The 16,499-nt window shown below is 51.1% G+C and carries 12 protein-coding genes; 8 read left to right on the top strand and 4 right to left on the bottom strand.

Annotation, left to right across the window (positions count from 1 at the left end):
- Positions 1-20: 20 nt before the first annotated feature.
- From IZU26_RS01755 to IZU26_RS01745, 3 genes are all read right to left on the bottom strand, one after another.
- Entirely contained in the window at positions 21-1,091 is a 1,071-nt protein-coding gene (locus IZU26_RS01755; RefSeq protein WP_021330531.1) for an ABC transporter ATP-binding protein, read from the bottom strand.
- Positions 1,092-1,170: 79 nt separating this feature from the next.
- Positions 1,171-2,868 (bottom strand): ABC transporter permease, encoded by a 1,698-nt coding sequence (locus IZU26_RS01750; RefSeq protein WP_433276987.1) that lies wholly within the window; start codon positions 2,866-2,868, stop codon positions 1,171-1,173.
- Positions 2,869-3,068: 200 nt separating this feature from the next.
- Positions 3,069-4,100 carry an ABC transporter substrate-binding protein gene (locus IZU26_RS01745; protein WP_433276286.1) on the bottom strand — a complete coding sequence of 344 codons (1,032 nt, stop codon included), beginning with the start codon at positions 4,098-4,100 and terminating at the stop codon, positions 3,069-3,071.
- A 224-nt stretch (positions 4,101-4,324) separates the two neighbouring features.
- On the opposite strand from IZU26_RS01745, the gene IZU26_RS01740 reads away from it, so the two are divergent.
- From IZU26_RS01740 to IZU26_RS01705, 8 genes are all read left to right on the top strand, one after another.
- Complete coding sequence (locus IZU26_RS01740; RefSeq protein WP_433276284.1) at positions 4,325-5,041, top strand: nucleotide exchange factor GrpE; 717 nt, start codon at positions 4,325-4,327, stop codon at positions 5,039-5,041.
- Between the two features lie 16 nt (positions 5,042-5,057).
- Positions 5,058-7,007 carry a molecular chaperone DnaK gene (dnaK, locus tag IZU26_RS01735; RefSeq protein WP_021330559.1) on the top strand — a complete coding sequence of 650 codons (1,950 nt, stop codon included), beginning with the start codon at positions 5,058-5,060 and terminating at the stop codon, positions 7,005-7,007.
- A 170-nt stretch (positions 7,008-7,177) separates the two neighbouring features.
- A complete protein-coding gene (gene dnaJ / locus IZU26_RS01730; protein ID WP_433276281.1) occupies positions 7,178-8,320 on the top strand; it encodes a molecular chaperone DnaJ in 1,143 nt (380 codons plus the stop codon).
- 120 nt (positions 8,321-8,440) lie between these two features.
- On the top strand, positions 8,441-9,832 hold the full coding sequence (locus IZU26_RS01725) for a PP2C family protein-serine/threonine phosphatase (RefSeq protein ID WP_433276279.1): 1,392 nt from the start codon (positions 8,441-8,443) through the stop codon (positions 9,830-9,832).
- Position 9,833: 1 nt separating this feature from the next.
- Entirely contained in the window at positions 9,834-11,987 is a 2,154-nt protein-coding gene (locus tag IZU26_RS01720; RefSeq protein ID WP_433276277.1) for a PP2C family protein-serine/threonine phosphatase, read from the top strand.
- Between the two features lie 8 nt (positions 11,988-11,995).
- Positions 11,996-12,322, top strand: coding sequence for an STAS domain-containing protein (locus IZU26_RS01715; RefSeq protein ID WP_433276275.1), 327 nt, complete (start codon positions 11,996-11,998; stop codon positions 12,320-12,322).
- A 195-nt stretch (positions 12,323-12,517) separates the two neighbouring features.
- Entirely contained in the window at positions 12,518-13,657 is a 1,140-nt protein-coding gene (locus IZU26_RS01710; protein WP_433276274.1) for a hypothetical protein, read from the top strand.
- 84 nt (positions 13,658-13,741) lie between these two features.
- On the top strand, positions 13,742-15,961 hold the full coding sequence (locus tag IZU26_RS01705; protein WP_433276273.1) for a peptidase U32 family protein: 2,220 nt from the start codon (positions 13,742-13,744) through the stop codon (positions 15,959-15,961).
- Positions 15,962-16,005: 44 nt separating this feature from the next.
- Here IZU26_RS01705 and IZU26_RS01700 read toward each other — a convergent pair whose 3' ends face one another.
- Positions 16,006-16,437 carry a single-stranded DNA-binding protein gene (locus IZU26_RS01700; RefSeq protein ID WP_433276271.1) on the bottom strand — a complete coding sequence of 144 codons (432 nt, stop codon included), beginning with the start codon at positions 16,435-16,437 and terminating at the stop codon, positions 16,006-16,008.
- Between the last annotated feature and the right edge of the window lie 62 nt (positions 16,438-16,499).

Genomic DNA, 16,499 nt, shown 5'->3' with positions numbered 1-16,499 from the left:
ATACGGCTCCCGTCCCTGTATCACGTCAAAATTTTATACTGATCGTCTTTGCCGTCGTCGGCGTATACCAATTCGTCTTGAATTTTCATATCGACCTTTTGTCCGGTAGAAAGCGAATCGAAGCTGTGCGGATCTGCGATGATGCGAAGCGAAACGCCTCCCAAGTCGACGCGGCAGTCGTTTTCATCTCCGAGATAGTACATGTTTTGAATCGTACCGGTGAGATCTCCTCCCGACGGAACGATCTTTACGTTTTCGGGTCGCAGCGTCAGCACGACTTTCCCCGAAAGCTTTCCCGAATACGGCACGCTTTGATTCGTTCCCGCTATCGAAATGCGTCCGCCGTCCGCCGTCCCTTTGAGAAAGTTCGCTTTTCCGACAAAGTTTGCGACGAATTGATTGACGGGGCTGCGGTAGATTTCGAGCGGGGAGCCGACTTGCTGTACGACGCCGTTGTTTATTAAAAACACGCGGTCGCTCATCGTCATCGCTTCGACTTGGTCGTGCGTGACGTAGACGACGGTAATGCCGAGCTTTTTTTGAATATCTTTGATTTCGAAGCGCATACTTTCTCGCAGCTTGGCGTCGAGGTTTGAAAGCGGTTCGTCGAGGAGGAGCAGTTTCGGTTCGGCGACGAGGGCTCTTCCGAGCGCTACGCGTTGCTGCTGACCGCCTGAAAGCTGGGACGGCATACGTTTTTCGTATTGACTCAAGTGCACGATTTCGAGGATCGCACCGACGCGCTTTTTGATTTCATCTTTTTTCAGCTTTTGAATTTTCAGCGGATAGGCGACGTTGTCGAATACGTTCATGTGCGGCCACACTGCGTAGGTTTGAAAGACCATACCGATGCCGCGTTTTTCAGGCGGCACGAAAGTCGTATCGTCCGACACGATTTTTCCTGCGATCGAAATCGAACCGGTCGAAGGTTTTCTGAAGCCCGCTATCATACGCAAAAGCGTCGTTTTTCCGCAGCCGGAAGGGCCGAGCAGCGTTATGAACTCTCCGTCTTTTATTTCCGCGTTGAACGTATCGATGACCGTTTCGTCGTCGTATACTTTCGTTACGTTTTTAATACTTACCGTTGACATAATTTCTCCTAAACTATCCTAACTTATAAATAAAAATTTCGCAGGGCTTGCGGCCGACCTGCGTCCTGCGCGCCCGAAGCTAAATCGAAAATTTGCCCTTTGTCAATTTATTCAGCATCGTATTCATAATGATGACGATCGCAAGGATCGCCGTTGCAAGCGCCGACGCCGTCTGCTGGCTGTGGAAGGTTTGATACGTAAACAATTCCACGCCGAGCGTTTTCGTGCTGTTCGAATACAAAAGCGTCGACATCGTCAGCTCGTAAAAGCACGGCATAAAGATGAGAAACCAGCCTGCGACGACCGAAGGGCTTATAAGCGGCAGCACGACGTCTTTTAAGCGCTGCACCCAGCCCGCGCCCGCTATTTGAGCGGCGCTTTCGAGCGACGGGCTTATCTGCGTAAAAGCGGATACGACGGTGCGCATTCCCATCATCATGTATTTGATCATGTACGCGATAACCATGATGCCTATCGTATTGTAGATGTTGATACGGAATTTTCCGGTCATCGTCATGATGAGCGCAAGGGCGATGACGACGCTCGGGGTGCCGCTTCCGACGGTTATTAAAAAGTCCGGGATTTCGCGACCCTTCGCTTCTGTGCGTTTTAAAAGCCACGCCATGACGACGCTGACGATCATGCCGAAAGTCGCGGCGAGAAAAGCGTAAGTGATGCTGTTTTTAAACGAGTTTAAAATCGATTTACGCGAAAAGATGATTTTCCAATAACGCCACGTGATATTGTTTTCGGCGAATACGTCTTTGCCCATGTTCATCGTAACCGACGTGGAAATGACCGTCCAAAACGGAATGACGACGACGAGAATCGCAAAGAGCACGACGAGGATCGTAACGGGTATTCTCCATCTTCCCAAATCAACGATGGACGGATGCGTCGATTTTCCCGACACGGTGATGTACTCTTTTTTTCCGACGATGAAATTCGACACGTACAAAATTATCAATGCGACCGCCATGAGAAAGACGGCGAGGCAGGTCGCATGCGTGAGTCCTTCGTCGTTTCCGATCTGCACGTAGTCGATGATGCGCGTCGTCACCGTGTATATCTGCCCCGGCGCTCCGATGATCGACGGAATGCCGTAACACGAAGCGGCCGCGACGAATACGAGCAAAGCTGCGGCGATGAGGCTCGGAAGCGCGAGCGGAATCGTGACGGTAAAAAGCGTTTTCAGCGGAGACGCTCCCGATATGCGGGACGCTTCTTCGAGCGAGGGATCCATTTTTTCCATAGCGCGCGAAATCGTGATAAATGCATAAGGATAATAAAACGTCGTCAACACCCATACCATGCCGCCGACCGTGTAGATGTTGAACGGATTTTGCGACAGGTGAAAAATTTTTGCGAGGACGACGTTCATCGTGCCGACGGTCGGGTTCAAAAGCCTGAGCCACGCCATCGCTCCGACATAGGGCGGCACCATATAGGTCATGACGAAGACGGTGCGGAATATTTTTTTGCCGTAGAGATTCGTGCGTCCGACAAGCCACGCGAGCGGAAACGAAAGCAGTACGCCGAAGAGCATCGTGAGCGTCGCCGCAACGAGCGTCGTCTTTAAGCACGTCCAATTGAGGGCGTATGAGTAGATGTTTTTAAAGCCTTCGAGCGAAAAACGCCCGTTGATAAACATGGAGCGGACGAGCAGGTAGACGAGCGGCAGCACTTGAAAGACGATCAAAAATCCGACAATCAAAAAGATGATCACCCATTTGTAATCGAAATACAGTTTTTTTTGACTTTCCAATTTGTTTTCCATCCGTTTCACACACAAAATGAATGGCGAGGTTTGAAAATAAATAAAATTATGCTTACGGCGAGGTTCCGGCTGCGTGCCGTTTCGAGCGTTAAGCTTACGGAAGCCTACCCTAAAAGCTCGACCGCGGCTAAGCGGACGGGTTCTCGCTGAAAGCACAGCTTTATCAAGCTTATGCTTTCAACACTCGACATTCAACCTATTTATTTTTTAATCGTGACGTGCTCTTCGAATGCCGTGCGGATCGAATCGCGTTCTTTGTAACATTTTTCCCAATCGATCGGGATCGTCTTTGCGTACACTTCGCTGTTCGGAATGGAATCGTAGGGAACGTAATCGACGTCGCCTCTCACCGAATGCATCCAGCCGTCCACCATGCATTGCTGTCCGTCTTTGCCGAGCAGCCAGTCGGTTACCGCTTCGCACGCTTTGATATTGTTGTTTGCGCACCATTTTTCGTTGACCGTCATAACCGTCGACGGAATGCACAATACTCCGTCTTCGGGGTAGATGACCGCGAGCTTCGAACCTTCTTCCTGCCGTTTTTTCAATACGGATTCTTCGAGTATCATAATCTCTTTGCATTCGCCGGTTTCAAGCTTGGTGAGCGCGACGGAGCCGGATTCGATTGCTACGCGCTGCTTCCCGAGTCCGACAAAATAGTCTTCACCGTACGCGTCGAGGAGACCGACGATCGAAGCCATAGCGGTGCCCGACGTGAGCGGGTTCGACATGGAACTGTAGCCGGTAAGACGCGGATCGGTTGCGAAAGCTTTGAGCGTCGTCGGTATTTCTTTTGTGGAATATTTTTCGGGATTGTAGGCGAGAACCATCGTGCAGATGCGTACCGGATACCACGCGCCCTCTTTATCGTATTCGAACGAAAGGGAAGCCGCTTCCGGCGACATATAATTGTGCAGCATGCCGTTTTCTTTCAATTCGAGCGAATAGGCGGGTTCGGCGACCATCATCATATCGCAGCCGAGTTTGCCGCTGTCTTTTTCCGCGGCGATTTTAGCTTGAATTTTTCCGGTGCCGCCGTAAAAGAATTCCGCTTCGAGATGCGGGAATTGCGTTTTGAGTTTTTTACTTACCGCATCGATAACGTCTTCGTACATCGACGTATAGATGACGATTTTGCCGCTGACGTCGTTTGCAGCTGCCTTTTTATCGGCTTTTTTACATCCGACGAAGACCAGCGCAAACAATACGAGTACCCCTGCCAACTTTTTCATAAAATCCTCCATAAGAGACCGAATTGACGACATATCGATGATTGAATACCCTTTCGGTTCCGAATTAATGCTTTCATTATATCATGAGATTTTCAAAACGCAAGAAAAAAAATCGGTATCGATCGTTTCGGCGCCATCCGGTAAAATTAAATCGCTATAATTTTCTTGACGCTTGGCAAGAGGCTTAGTACATTTATAGTAAATACTTTTACAGGTGACAGTACATGGGTGAATCGGAAAAGAAAGAAAAAACGAAAAACGAAACGCCGAACGGCACGACGCCGAAAGACAAAGCGCACGACGGTGCAATGCAGGAAAGCGGCGGAAAAAACAGCGCAGCCTGTAAACCGTCTGAAAAGGCGGACGCCTGCGCCTCCGAAAAATCGGGCGAAACGCTTTCGACGGAAGATTCGGGTAAAGATACACTTTCGGAGCTTGAAAAACAAATCGACGCGCTCAAAAAAGAAAACGCCGATTTGAAAGATCAAGTGCTGCGCCGTGCGGCCGATTTCGACAATTACCGCAAGCGTATGCTGAAAGAAAAGCAGGACGTATTCGACTACGCGAACGAAAATCTTTTGCACGATCTGCTCGAAAGTCTCGACAATTTCGACCGTACGGTAGACGCTGCGTCGAGCGCAAAAGACGTAAAATCGATCGCCGACGGCGTAAAGATGATAAACGCGTCGCTCGTCAAAATGCTCGAAGACAAATACAATCTGTCGAGCTACGGGGTACCCGGCGATGTCTTCGATCCCGACGAACACGAAGCGATCGGCAGTGTAGAGGGCGCTGTTGTCGAACCGGTTTTAAAAGAAGTATATTTAAAGGGATATAAGTTAAAAGACAGGATTATCAGACACGCAAAGGTTATGGTGACAATGCCCGACGGTTCGGTTCAATCGGACGAAAAAGCCGGACAGAAATCCGATTCGAAATAATTGAGGAGATATTGACATGGGAAAAATTATCGGTATTGATTTAGGAACAACGAATTCATGCGTCGCCGTTATGGAAAACGGCGAACCGGTCGTCATTCAGAATTCGGAGGGCGGGAGAACCACTCCGTCCATCGTCGGCTTTACGTCGAAGGGCGACCGCATCGTCGGGCTTCCGGCAAAAAACCAAATGGTGACGAACCCGAAAAATACGGTGTATTCCATTAAGCGCCTCATCGGGCACCGCTTTTCCGAATTGAAGGGAGAAGCGACGAAGCTGCCGTACAAGGTTATCGACCACGGTGAAGACGTAAGAGTTGAAATCGAACAAAACGGCGAAAAAAAGCAGTACAGCCCGCAGGAGATCAGCGCTTTCATTTTGCAAAAGATGAAAAAGACGGCGGAGGATTACCTCGGTCAGCCGGTGACGGAAGCGGTTATCACGGTGCCCGCGTATTTCAACGACGCGCAGCGCCAGGCGACAAAGGATGCCGGCAAAATCGCAGGTCTTGACGTCAAGCGAATCATCAACGAACCGACCGCAGCTTCTCTCGCTTTCGGTTTCAATAAAGATTCGAGCAAAGAAAAGACGATCGCGGTTTACGATTTGGGCGGCGGTACTTTCGATATTTCCATCCTCGAGCTCGGCAACGGCGTTTTCGAAGTCAAATCGACGAACGGCAATACGCAGCTCGGCGGCGACGACTGGGACAGGCGAATCATCAACTGGCTTGTCGACGAGTTTAAAAAAGACACCGGCGGCATCGATCTGTCGAACGACGCTATGGCGATGCAGCGCTTGCGCGAAGCTGCGGAAAACGCGAAGATTCAGCTTTCGTCGCAGACGACGGCGGACATCAATCTGCCCTTTATCACCGCCGACGCGTCCGGTCCGAAGCATTTGCAAAAAACGCTGACGCGGGCGCAGTTTGAAGCGATGACGGCGGACTTGCTCGATGCGACGAAAGAGCCGTGCAAAAAAGCGATGAGCGATGCCGGCATTACGCCGGATAAAATCGACGAAGTGCTGCTCGTCGGCGGTTCGAGCCGTATGCCTAAAGTGCAGGAAGTCGTCAAAGCGATTTTCGGAAAAGAAGGCAACCGCTCGGTAAACCCCGATGAAGCGGTCGCCGTAGGCGCTGCGATCCAGGGCGGCGTTTTGGGCGGAGACGTAAAGGACGTGCTCCTCCTCGACGTAACGCCTCTTTCGCTCGGCATTGAAACGATGGGCGGCGTCTTTACGAAGCTCATTCCGCGCAATACGACGATCCCGACGAAAAAGAGCCAAATCTTTTCGACGGCGGCCGACGGACAGACGGCGGTATCGATTCACGTACTGCAGGGAGAGCGCGAGATGGCGGCGCAAAACCGCACGCTCGGCAATTTCGACCTCGTCGGTATCCCGGCGGCTCCTCGCGGAGTACCGCAGATCGAAGTCACTTTCGACATCGATGCGAACGGTATTGTTCACGTCAGCGCAAAGGATTTGGGCACGGGCAAAGAGCAGCACATCCAAATCACCTCATCGAGCGGTTTGAGCGAAGAGGAAATCAACCGCATGGTAAAAGATGCGGAAGCGAACGCCGCCGCCGATAAAGCCAAACGCGAAAGCGTCGATGCGCGAAACGATGCGGACAGCCTTATCTACGCGACGGAAAAGACGCTGAAAGATTTGGGCGATAAAGTAAACGCTGCGGATAAGCAGGCGATCGACGATGCCGTTGCGGCGCTGAAAAAAGCGCTCGAAGGCGACAACGTCGAAGAGATCAAGTCGAAAACGGAAGCGCTCAAGCAGGCGTCCTACAAGATCGCCGAAGAAGTGTACAAACAGCAAGCCGCACAGCAGCAGGGCGCGGGGGGCCAAGCCCAAAGCGGCGGCGCCGGAAGCGAACAAGGCTCGCAGCAGTCGGGCGGTTTTGACAAAGGCAAAGCCGACGACGCCGAATACGAAGTGCACGACGACAAATAAAGCGTATATAGGGCCTCGGCGATTTTGCGAAGTCCTATATGCGAAACGGATATGAGTGCATAGACCTTTGTCCGGCCTCTCCCGTAAGACGCGAAAACACCTCCGTCCGATTGCGTCGGAGGTGTTTTTTATGGTATTATATTTACGAATATTGATTTTTGGCAGAAGATATGGCGGAAAAACGTGATTATTACGAAGTGCTCGGCGTTGAAAAAAGCGCTTCTCTCGACGATATTAAAAAGGCGTACCGCAAACTTGCGATAAAATATCATCCCGACAGAAACCCCGGCGATAAGGCGGCCGAAGAAAAATTCAAAGAAGCGACGGAAGCGTACGAAGTGCTTTCCGACGACAAAAAGCGCCCCCTTTACGATCAATACGGTTTTGCAGGCGTCGACGGTGCGGCATCCGGCGGCGCACAGTATTCTCACGCGTTTCACGATTTCAGCGACCTCTTCGGCGGCATGGGCGGCGGCTTCGGCGACATATTCGAAAACATTTTCGGCGGCGGATTTTCCTCTGCTTCGCATAGAAGTTCCGACGGGCATGCTCAGGGCGCGACGCTCCGCTACGATTTGGAAATATCATTTAAAGCTGCGGTATTCGGTACGAAAGCCGAAATCCGATTTACGCATAACGAAGTCTGCGATACCTGTCACGGTACCGGAGGCGCTGCAGGCTCAAGCCGCAAAACCTGCCCCTCGTGTCAGGGAACGGGGCAAATCAGGCGGAGTTCAGGATATTTTGCGTTCCAGCAAACCTGCCCGACTTGCCGCGGAACGGGAACGGTCATCGATAAGCCGTGTTCCGTATGTCACGGGTCGGGCGTGCAGGAAAAAAATAAAATGATGACCCTGACGATTCCCGCAGGCGTCGACAACGGCAAGCGTATCGACATTCCGCATCAAGGAGATGCGGGACAAAACGGCGGCCCGGCGGGGGACTTGATCGTCGTTATCCACGTCGCCGAAGACCGCTTTTTCGAGCGTTCGGGGCAGGATCTCTACTGTGCCGTCCCGATCACGATGGCACAGGCATCCCTCGGTGCCGAGATAACGATACCGCTCCTCGACGACAAACGCGTAAGCGTTAAAGTGCCTGCGGGAACGTCGAACGGCAAACTCTTGCGTATCAAAGGCGAAGGCGTGCCGTATACGGGTACTTCCCGGAGAGGCGACCTCTACGTCAAAATTGTCGTGCAAGTGCCCTCGCGTTTGAGCGCACAGCAAAAGGCGCTCCTCGAACAATACCTCGCACTCGAAAATCCGACGACGTCTCCCGCTCTCATTCCGCTCGAATCGCTCAGCCGCTGACGGTTCGTTCCTGCAAATTTTTGCGGAGATGCCTTTGCGCCATCTATGCGAAATCCTCGATAATATGCTATACTATTACAATTCCAATTACGTATATTTCATAATGTTGTCGAGGTATCTATGTATAAAACGCGGAAGCGAATCGTTTTTCTTACCGTCAACGTGGCAATCTTAATTCTGTTTATCGTCGTGTCATCGATGCTCGTGCCGGAAGAAATTGCCGGACACTCGTTTTTCTTGCGCATATCGATTCCTACGACCGTTTTCGTTCTCTTGCTGATCGGGGGCGATGCCGTACGCGATATGATCGGCAGCAGAATACATCAACGAATTTTCGAAAAAAGCGAAACGCGCTATTTAACGCACTTTACCAACCGTCTGCGTTTTTGCTATTCGCTCGACGACCTGTATAAAGTATTTGCGGATATCCTCGAAAACGAAGCGGGCTGTTCCGTTCTCTTTATCGATCGGAAAAAAAATTACGTTTTGTACAACAGTCCCGATCGCTTTGCATCCTCGCAGGAAGTACGCGATGTACTTGCGCGGAACTTTCCGCTTTCGTGGCCGACAGGAACGTATTTGCTCGATGATTCGCTCGGTATCGTTTCATCGGCAAAAACGGCGCGCGGCTTTTTCTTTGTGTGCGGCGACCAGCAGCTTTTTATTTTTTGCCGCTACACAAAACTGTTTGATGCCGATGCGTATCGGCAGCTCTATGAAGAATTTTCGCGTTTTCAATCGCGCTCCCGTACGATTTCAAACCTCACCGAAATTTCCGATTTGACGAAAGAATGGCAGCTGCTTGCGGATACGCAGCGCTCGTTTCTTCCGCAGAAGATGCCCGTCATTTCGAAGCTGCAGCTCGCCGCTTATTACAAACCGCTTATCAACGTTTCGGGTGATTATTATTCCGTTTTGCCGATCAATAAACACAAAACGCTGCTCTTGCTCGGTGACGTTTCCGGCAAAGGACTCGCGGCGGCACTTATCATGGGTCTCGTCGTAAATACGTTGAAGATCATCGACGATAAAGAAGACATCGAAAACATTATCCGTGAAATCGATAGAGCGATAAAAAACATGAAACTGCAGGATAAATATACGGTATTGTTTCTCGGTCTCGTCGATACCGATGCGATGACGATGCGCTATGTGAATGCGTCCATATCCGACCCGCTCGTTCTCTCTCGTGCGGCAAGCGGATATAAGATAAAGCCGCTCGCATCGACTGCGAGTCTTGTCGGCATCATCGATTTGGGTGACATCACCGTCGAAGAGCGAAAGCTCTATCGCGGAGACGTGATCCTCATTGCCTCCGACGGTTTATCGGAAATCATGAACAGCGACGGCATCCAGCTCGGCAGCAGCGACGTCTTTAAAGAAATGCTGTGTGTAAGCGCCGACAAAACGCCGCAGGAATTTATCGACGATATCGTACGTTTGATTCCCGAATACAACGGCGGCGCGCGGCTGCACGACGATGTCACGATGATGGTTGCAAAGGTGGGTTGATATGGCGTTTGTAATACTCAATTTTGCGCTTTCCGTTTTTTTTATTTGGTTTTCATTTTATACAAACTATGTACATCGTACAAAAGGCATATACAGCGATCGCATTGTCTCTGATATTGTTTTAGCGACGATTCTTTCCCTGTTGCTTACCGCCGCAATCAATTTGCCGTTCGGTGAAGGCGTCTTCCTGCTGGTCGCCAAGCTGCTCTTTTTTATAGAAGCCGTCTTTTTAACAAATATTTCATTTTACTTTATTTTACGAAGGGCAAAACGAGGTATCCCGCTCATCATCACTATGATGGTAATTTTATTTGCGTTTGCCCTGTATATCGTATTTATGAAATTCCAGTTGATCGTAATTTCTGCCGACGGCGGCATAAAGATCGTTTCGCAATATATCTTCAGCGGAGAACTGGCGAATATTTTTACGTGGACATGGCTTACCGTTTTTATTGTTTTGTATCGCTTTGTGCTGCCGGGTGCTTGCGTTCTTATCATGCTGCTGCTCAACGAATACCGTTCTACGCGGCTCGAAAGATATCTCGGCTATCTTGAATTGTTTTCAGTGCTCTTTATGTGGGCTATGCTCATATTCCTCAACTTTTTGTCGCAGGACATAGCCGGTTTTTATCTGTTCTATCCGCTCGCATACGAATTCCTTTTGCTGATGCTGCTGCGCTCGGAATCGGTTAGAGCGATGCCGTCCGCAAGCGATGCGCTTGTGTACATGCTCCGGCTTTTGTTCGCATATATTATTCCGAGCGTTTTTCTCGTTGCCGTTTTCACGTTGTTGTTCCCGATCGTCGGCGGCCGCTCGATGCTGTTTTATACGATTTTGGTTGTCGGTACTACACTGTCGCTCGTATTTATTTGGGGTATGTCGAAATACCTTACGACGACGCGCCGTCTTCGCCCGACCGATTATGAAGCCGCGTTCGGAACCGATCTCGCGTCGATCGACTACAGCGGCGAAATGGACGAAATCATCATGAGCGTATACAATATGTTTACGAGAAACGTACAGTGCTCGTCCATGTCCGTATTCGTCAATAGCGGCGAAGAGTATCTTGAGAACGCGTTTTCTTCCGCTACCCGCGATATCCCCGTTCGTGCCGACAACCCCGCGTTCGATGCGCTGTTGAACGCAGGCCGCAACGTCATCGCGCTTTCGGAAATCGATGCGCGCAGCGATATTGCGGAGGCGCGGGAAGAACTCGCCGCGCTCTTTGCGGATACGCATTCGGACGCGCTCATCCTGTTGAGCGAAGGGCACAATTTGCTCGGCTGCATTACGCTCGGCTTAAAGACGAGCGGCGAACACTATACGGCTTACGATATTTCCATCCTTACGCGCCTGTATTCGTACTTTTTCGTATTCGGCTATTATATGCGCAATATTTCGAACAGAGAGATCATCGGTACGGTTAACCGTGAAATTCGTATGTCGTCTCAAATCATCGCGTCCATTCAGGAAGACGTCGATGCCGTTAAAAATCCGAAAGCCGATGTCGGTTATATCATGAAATCGGCGCACAATATCGGCGGAGAATTTATCGATTTGATCAGGATCAACGATCGCACGCATCTGTTCGTTATCGGAAGTTTGAGCGGACAGGGAATTGCCGCGAGTATGAACATGGTCATTTTAAAATCGGTTATCAGAACCTTTCTTGACAAAACACACGATTTTAAAATGCTTGTCCAACGAGTTAATTTATTTATCCGCGAAAATCTTCCGAAGGGCAGTATATTCAACGGCACTTTTGCGCTCGTCGATTTTTCCGCCGATGTGATGTATTACATCAACTGCGGCATTCCCGCGATTTTTGTGTATACGCAGTCGTACAATAATATTATCGAAATTCAAGGCCGCGGCCACGTGCTCGGCTTTGTGCGCGATATTGCGCCGTATATTTCGGTGCGCCAAATCAAACTTACCAAAGGCGATATCGTCCTTTCGTGTACGAACGGCGTCCTCACGTCGCGTTCGCTTCGCGGAGATGTTTTCGGCAAAGAGCGCGTACAACAGGTTATGCTTTCGAATCTGACGTTTCCCGCTTCCCGCATGGCGCAGTTCGTCTATGACAATCTCGTTAAATTTATGTCGAAAGAAATTGAGGCGGATGTAAGTGCCCTCGTTATAAAATACGTATAGGACTGGCTATGGATCAATTGACGATTACGGAAAAAAGCGGCGCGAATTACGTGTTGTATGAACTCTCGGGCGCGATCAACGCGTATACGCTTGCCGAGCTGCAGCAAAAACTGTACGACGCGATCGGAGGCGATAACGTCGTACTCGATTTATCGAAAGTCTCCGAAATCGATTATTCCGGTATGGGAACGATTATGGCCGCCTTTAACGACGGAGAGGACAGAGGACACGTTTTATACTTGCTGTCGCCTTCTGCAGAAGTCCGCGAAGCCGTCGAAGCGACGGGTTTTTCAAAAGTGTTGCATATCATTAATTCCATCACTGAAGTGCTATAGCGTTCGTATCGACGCCCGCTGTAATTTTTTTTCAAAAAACTTCCTCTTTTTGTTATTTTTTCTCGATCTATATGTGTAGGGCATCCCTAAAAAATCGATCGGATTTTTAGAGGTGTGCGTACGGATTTTTCGGTGTCGCCGATTGTTCCGCATTCGGGCCGATCGGCGGCGCTTCTATGATCGGGAGGTCGAAACGTGAAAAAAGAACGTATACGGGTATTCGTATGGTTTTTGCAGACGGCGCTTTTGAGTGCGGTCGTATCGTTTGCGCTTTGTCCGGTTTCGTGCAAAGCGACGGACGAGGGTTTGCAGCTGCTGCGCGGCGATTATGCAGCTCCGGTACTCGAATCCTATTCCGCAGAAAGCGCCCTCCGCGTGTCGCTTACGTTTTCCGAGCGCGTAACGATTACGGGAGCGGTCATCACTCGGGCAGCGCCTTTTTCGAACGGTGCCGTGTCTGCCGAACAGGACGGTTTTTCACCGATAGCCGCGTCGGGAGAATCGGGGGGTATTTCCGTCACCGTTTCTTACAGCGGCGACGGGAAGACGGCGATTGCGGAGGCGGCAGAATCGCTCGAAGCCGGCGTGCGCTACGCGCTGTACGGCGAAGCGAAAGATGAAAACGGCAACACGCTTACGTTTTCCGTGCCCTTTATCGGTTTTAACGGACACATGCCGAGAGCCGTCATCAGCGGCGTTCACCCGCAGTTCGCTTCCGCGTCGAACGGCGGATATGCAAAATGCGAATTCGTCGAACTGTATGCGCTTACGAACGGAAATACTGCGGGGCTCGCGATTCAAAGTGCAGCGGACGGGAGCGACAGGGCGTTTACGCTTCCTGCCGCAGAAGTGCGTTCGGGGGACGTTATAGTCGTTCATCTGCGTACAAAAGGGGAGGGTTGCGTAAGCGAAACGGGAGACAACATCGCGCTTTCATCGGGATGGTATACGTCTTCCGTTGTTCGCGATATTTGGTCGCCGAATGAAAAAGCGTGTTTGGGCGATAAAGAGGATACGCTCATGCTCGTCAATTCTTTTACCGGCGACGTGCTCGACGCAGTAGTGTATGCGCCTTCGGAGAGTACGGCGTGGAGCAATGAAAACGTAAAAAAAGCGGCGGAAAACATTGCGGCGCAAGGTTTTTGGAAAAGCGCTTTACCCGGTGATGCGGCGAGCACGGACGGTTTAACCGCGTCGAAGATGCTGAAACGTTCGGGCTGTATCGCGCTCCGGCGTGCGGCCGAAAACGGTACGCTCGGCAATATCGTCGTGCAGACTTCTGAAAATTGGCGCGTCGAAAAAATCGTAAAGGGTGCGGTCAATCCCATAGAATAACGGAAGCGTTTCGACCAATCGCCGGCGTTCCGTGTGCCGGAGCTCCTGTGGCGCTTCGTTTCGATTTCTGCTATAGTTGCGCGTATGGCAGAATTATTGGCGCCGGCGGGTAATATCGAATCGCTCGATGCGGCTATCGGCGAAGGAGCCGATGCGGTATATCTCGGTCTCAAAAGCTTTAACGCGCGGCTTCGCACGACGAATTTTGCGTGGAATCAATTCGAAGCGGCGGTCGATGCCGTTCATCGACTCGGCAAAAAAATATACGTTACGGTCAACACGGTGTGCGAAGAGCACGAGACGGAAAAGCTGTATCGGCTCTTGTGCTACCTCGACAGGGTAAAGCCCGACGGGCTCATCGTGCAGGATTTTGCCGTCATCCGCATGGCACAAGAATTTTTTCCGTCGATGGAACTGCACGCGTCGACCCAGATGAACGTTGAAAGCGCGGCGGGCGTAAATCTTTTGAGCAGGGAAGGCGTCAAGCGCGTCGTTCTTGCGCGCGAACTCGGCCTCGAAGAAATCAAATCGATAAAAGCTGCGACGACGGCGGAACTCGAAGTGTTCGTGCACGGTGCACTGTGCGTGAGCGAATCGGGACTGTGCCTGTTTTCGAGTTTTCTCGGCGGTAAGTCGGCAAACCGCGGCATGTGTACGCAGGCCTGCCGCCGCTATTATGCGGCGGAACAGCGCGGCGGCGTTTCGGAAGGGTATTATTTTTCACCCTGTGATCTCGAACTCGTCTCCGAGGTTCCCGATCTCGAAGAGGCGGGCGTCGCTTCATTTAAAATCGAAGGGCGCATGAAAAGCGCGGAATATGTCGGCACCGTCGTCGCCGCTTACCGCTATGTTATGGATCACTGGAAGGAAGATAAAAAAGGCGCGATCATAACGGCGAAACGCATGCTTGCATCCGATTTTGCGCGGTCGAAATCGTCGTATTGGTATAATTTTAAAACGCAGGCGGAGGGCATCGAAAAGGCGGGGGAGGAGATATTGAACCCCGATCAGGCGGGCGGTACGGGTATCTACCTCGGAAAAATCGTTGCGCTGAAACCCGCTCCCGCCTCTCTCGTCGAAGCGGAAAAGAAAAACGCTGCGCCCGGCACTCCGCCGGAACAGCTTCGCGTGCAGATGGCGCGCTTAAAAGGCGGCTCTTACGATCCCGATCCCGGAGATTCGATCCGACTGCACCGCAGGGACGATTCCGGCCGCGTAAGCCGTAAAGTGCGCAGTGCGGAAACGGATGCAGACGGGACTCGATGGATAGACGTACCCGGCGGTTTTCAAGTCGGCGACAGCGTATACCTCTTGCAGATGAAAGCCGCATCGAAGCGTTACGCTCGCGTCCTCGCGCGCGATGTGTCGCAGTATCGGAGGCAGCCGAGAGACGAAAAGCTTCCCGTCCTCGATTTGACGAGCGTCGGCAAAAACGAACTGCAATTTTTTCCCGAAGGTTTATACGTGCAAGTGTCATCCGTAGCGGACGTGTTCGTCGTCCAATCCTCTCATCCCGTGCGCGTCATCATCGAACTGAACGGCGAAACGTTGTACGATCTTGTAAATCACAAAACCGTGCTGCCGCTTTCCAAAAAGCAGCTCATCATTTCTCTCGATCCCTTTTGTCCGCCCGAAACCGAAAACTCATTGCGGCAAACGCTCGACGCGCTCATCGGCGACGGCTTTACGACGTTTATCGCAAACAATATCGCCCATATCGCGATGCTGAAAGGGAAAAAAGGCGCGAACGTTATAGCCGGCCCCTACCTCTATACTTTCAACCGTTGGGCGGTTTCGTGGCTCGAAAATCAAAATATCGGTGCCTTTGTCATGCCGTATGAAAATTCGCGCAAAAATCTTTTGGCAACTTTTCCGCCGTCCGTCCGTTCCCGTATCCTCGTGTCCGTGTTCGCGTATCCCGCGCTCTTTCGCCTGCGATTCAAACTCCCGCCCTCATACGACTTTACGTATTTTACCGATAAAGAGGGCACGGCATTTAAAGTCAATTCGACGCCGGACGGTTCGTTCGTCATGCCTGAAACGGCGTTTTCGGTGACGGATAAATGCGACATCCTCTACGGCGACGGCATCAAACGCATTTTGCTCGATTTTTCGAAAACGAAGGTGACAAAGCCGGAATTGCGCGAAGTGATGAATTCGGTTATTAAAAAAATCCCGCTTGACGGCGCGTACCGCTTTAATTGGAAAGAGGGATTTTATTCGTGCGGAGGCTTTAATTCGCCGAAACGCGTCGAGGAGCAAAAATCGCAGGGAACGAGAACCTGTCCCCGTATAAAAAAATGAGGGAATGCCGTCCGGCACCCTACCGAACGGCCGTCTCGTCTTTTTTAAAATACCGCCGCTTCTTCCATATCTTCGAATTCTTCGGCGGATGCCGCCGTCGCCTCCGCTATGCCTGCAAGTTCCGCATCGGAATCGGCTCTCTTTCCGACTTGCGGTTTGAATTCGATGTGTTCCGCTATGATCGTAACGCGGCTTGCATTTTTTCCGTCCGCTCCTTTCCAGCGGCTTTGTTTCAATCTTCCGACGACGCGCAAGCCCCTTCCTTTTGTAACGCGTTTTTCACAGTATTCGGCCATCTTGCCGAACGCTTCCACATCGAAGTACGACACTTCTTCGATGCCCCGTCCGTCGTCGTTTTTGTACCAGCGGTTTACCGCGATCGGAATGGTACATACTTTGCAGCCGTGCGGCGTCTCTTTAAATAACACATCGCGTGTGATGTTCCCTTCGAGGATAATCGAATTTAATTGATTCATAAAAACTCCTGTACTGCCGGTTTTAAACCGTATCTTCCGTGTCAAAATCAAACAGGTTCCTC

Origin of the sequence: Treponema sp. SP13 (assembly GCF_050938355.1) — a bacterium.
Taxonomy (GTDB): domain Bacteria; phylum Spirochaetota; class Spirochaetia; order Treponematales; family Treponemataceae; genus Treponema_D; species Treponema_D socranskii.
Note: the sequence above shows the minus strand (reverse complement) of the source record. Positions and strands in the feature narration are given on the sequence as shown.

What these genes read in the sequence shown, in the direction of transcription:
- dnaJ (WP_433276281.1), top strand. Translation starts at nt 7,178, where the DNA reads ATGGCGGAAAAACGTGATTATTACGAAGTGCTCGGCGTTGAAAAAAGC.
- IZU26_RS01750 (WP_433276987.1), bottom strand. Translation starts at nt 2,868, where the DNA reads ATGGAAAACAAATTGGAAAGTCAAAAAAAACTGTATTTCGATTACAAA.
- IZU26_RS01700 (WP_433276271.1), bottom strand. Translation starts at nt 16,437, where the DNA reads ATGAATCAATTAAATTCGATTATCCTCGAAGGGAACATCACACGCGAT.
- IZU26_RS01725 (WP_433276279.1), top strand. Translation starts at nt 8,441, where the DNA reads ATGTATAAAACGCGGAAGCGAATCGTTTTTCTTACCGTCAACGTGGCA.
- IZU26_RS01755 (WP_021330531.1), bottom strand. Translation starts at nt 1,091, where the DNA reads ATGTCAACGGTAAGTATTAAAAACGTAACGAAAGTATACGACGACGAA.
- IZU26_RS01720 (WP_433276277.1), top strand. Translation starts at nt 9,834, where the DNA reads ATGGCGTTTGTAATACTCAATTTTGCGCTTTCCGTTTTTTTTATTTGG.
- IZU26_RS01705 (WP_433276273.1), top strand. Translation starts at nt 13,742, where the DNA reads ATGGCAGAATTATTGGCGCCGGCGGGTAATATCGAATCGCTCGATGCG.
- IZU26_RS01715 (WP_433276275.1), top strand. Translation starts at nt 11,996, where the DNA reads ATGGATCAATTGACGATTACGGAAAAAAGCGGCGCGAATTACGTGTTG.
- dnaK (WP_021330559.1), top strand. Translation starts at nt 5,058, where the DNA reads ATGGGAAAAATTATCGGTATTGATTTAGGAACAACGAATTCATGCGTC.
- IZU26_RS01745 (WP_433276286.1), bottom strand. Translation starts at nt 4,100, where the DNA reads ATGAAAAAGTTGGCAGGGGTACTCGTATTGTTTGCGCTGGTCTTCGTC.
- IZU26_RS01740 (WP_433276284.1), top strand. Translation starts at nt 4,325, where the DNA reads ATGGGTGAATCGGAAAAGAAAGAAAAAACGAAAAACGAAACGCCGAAC.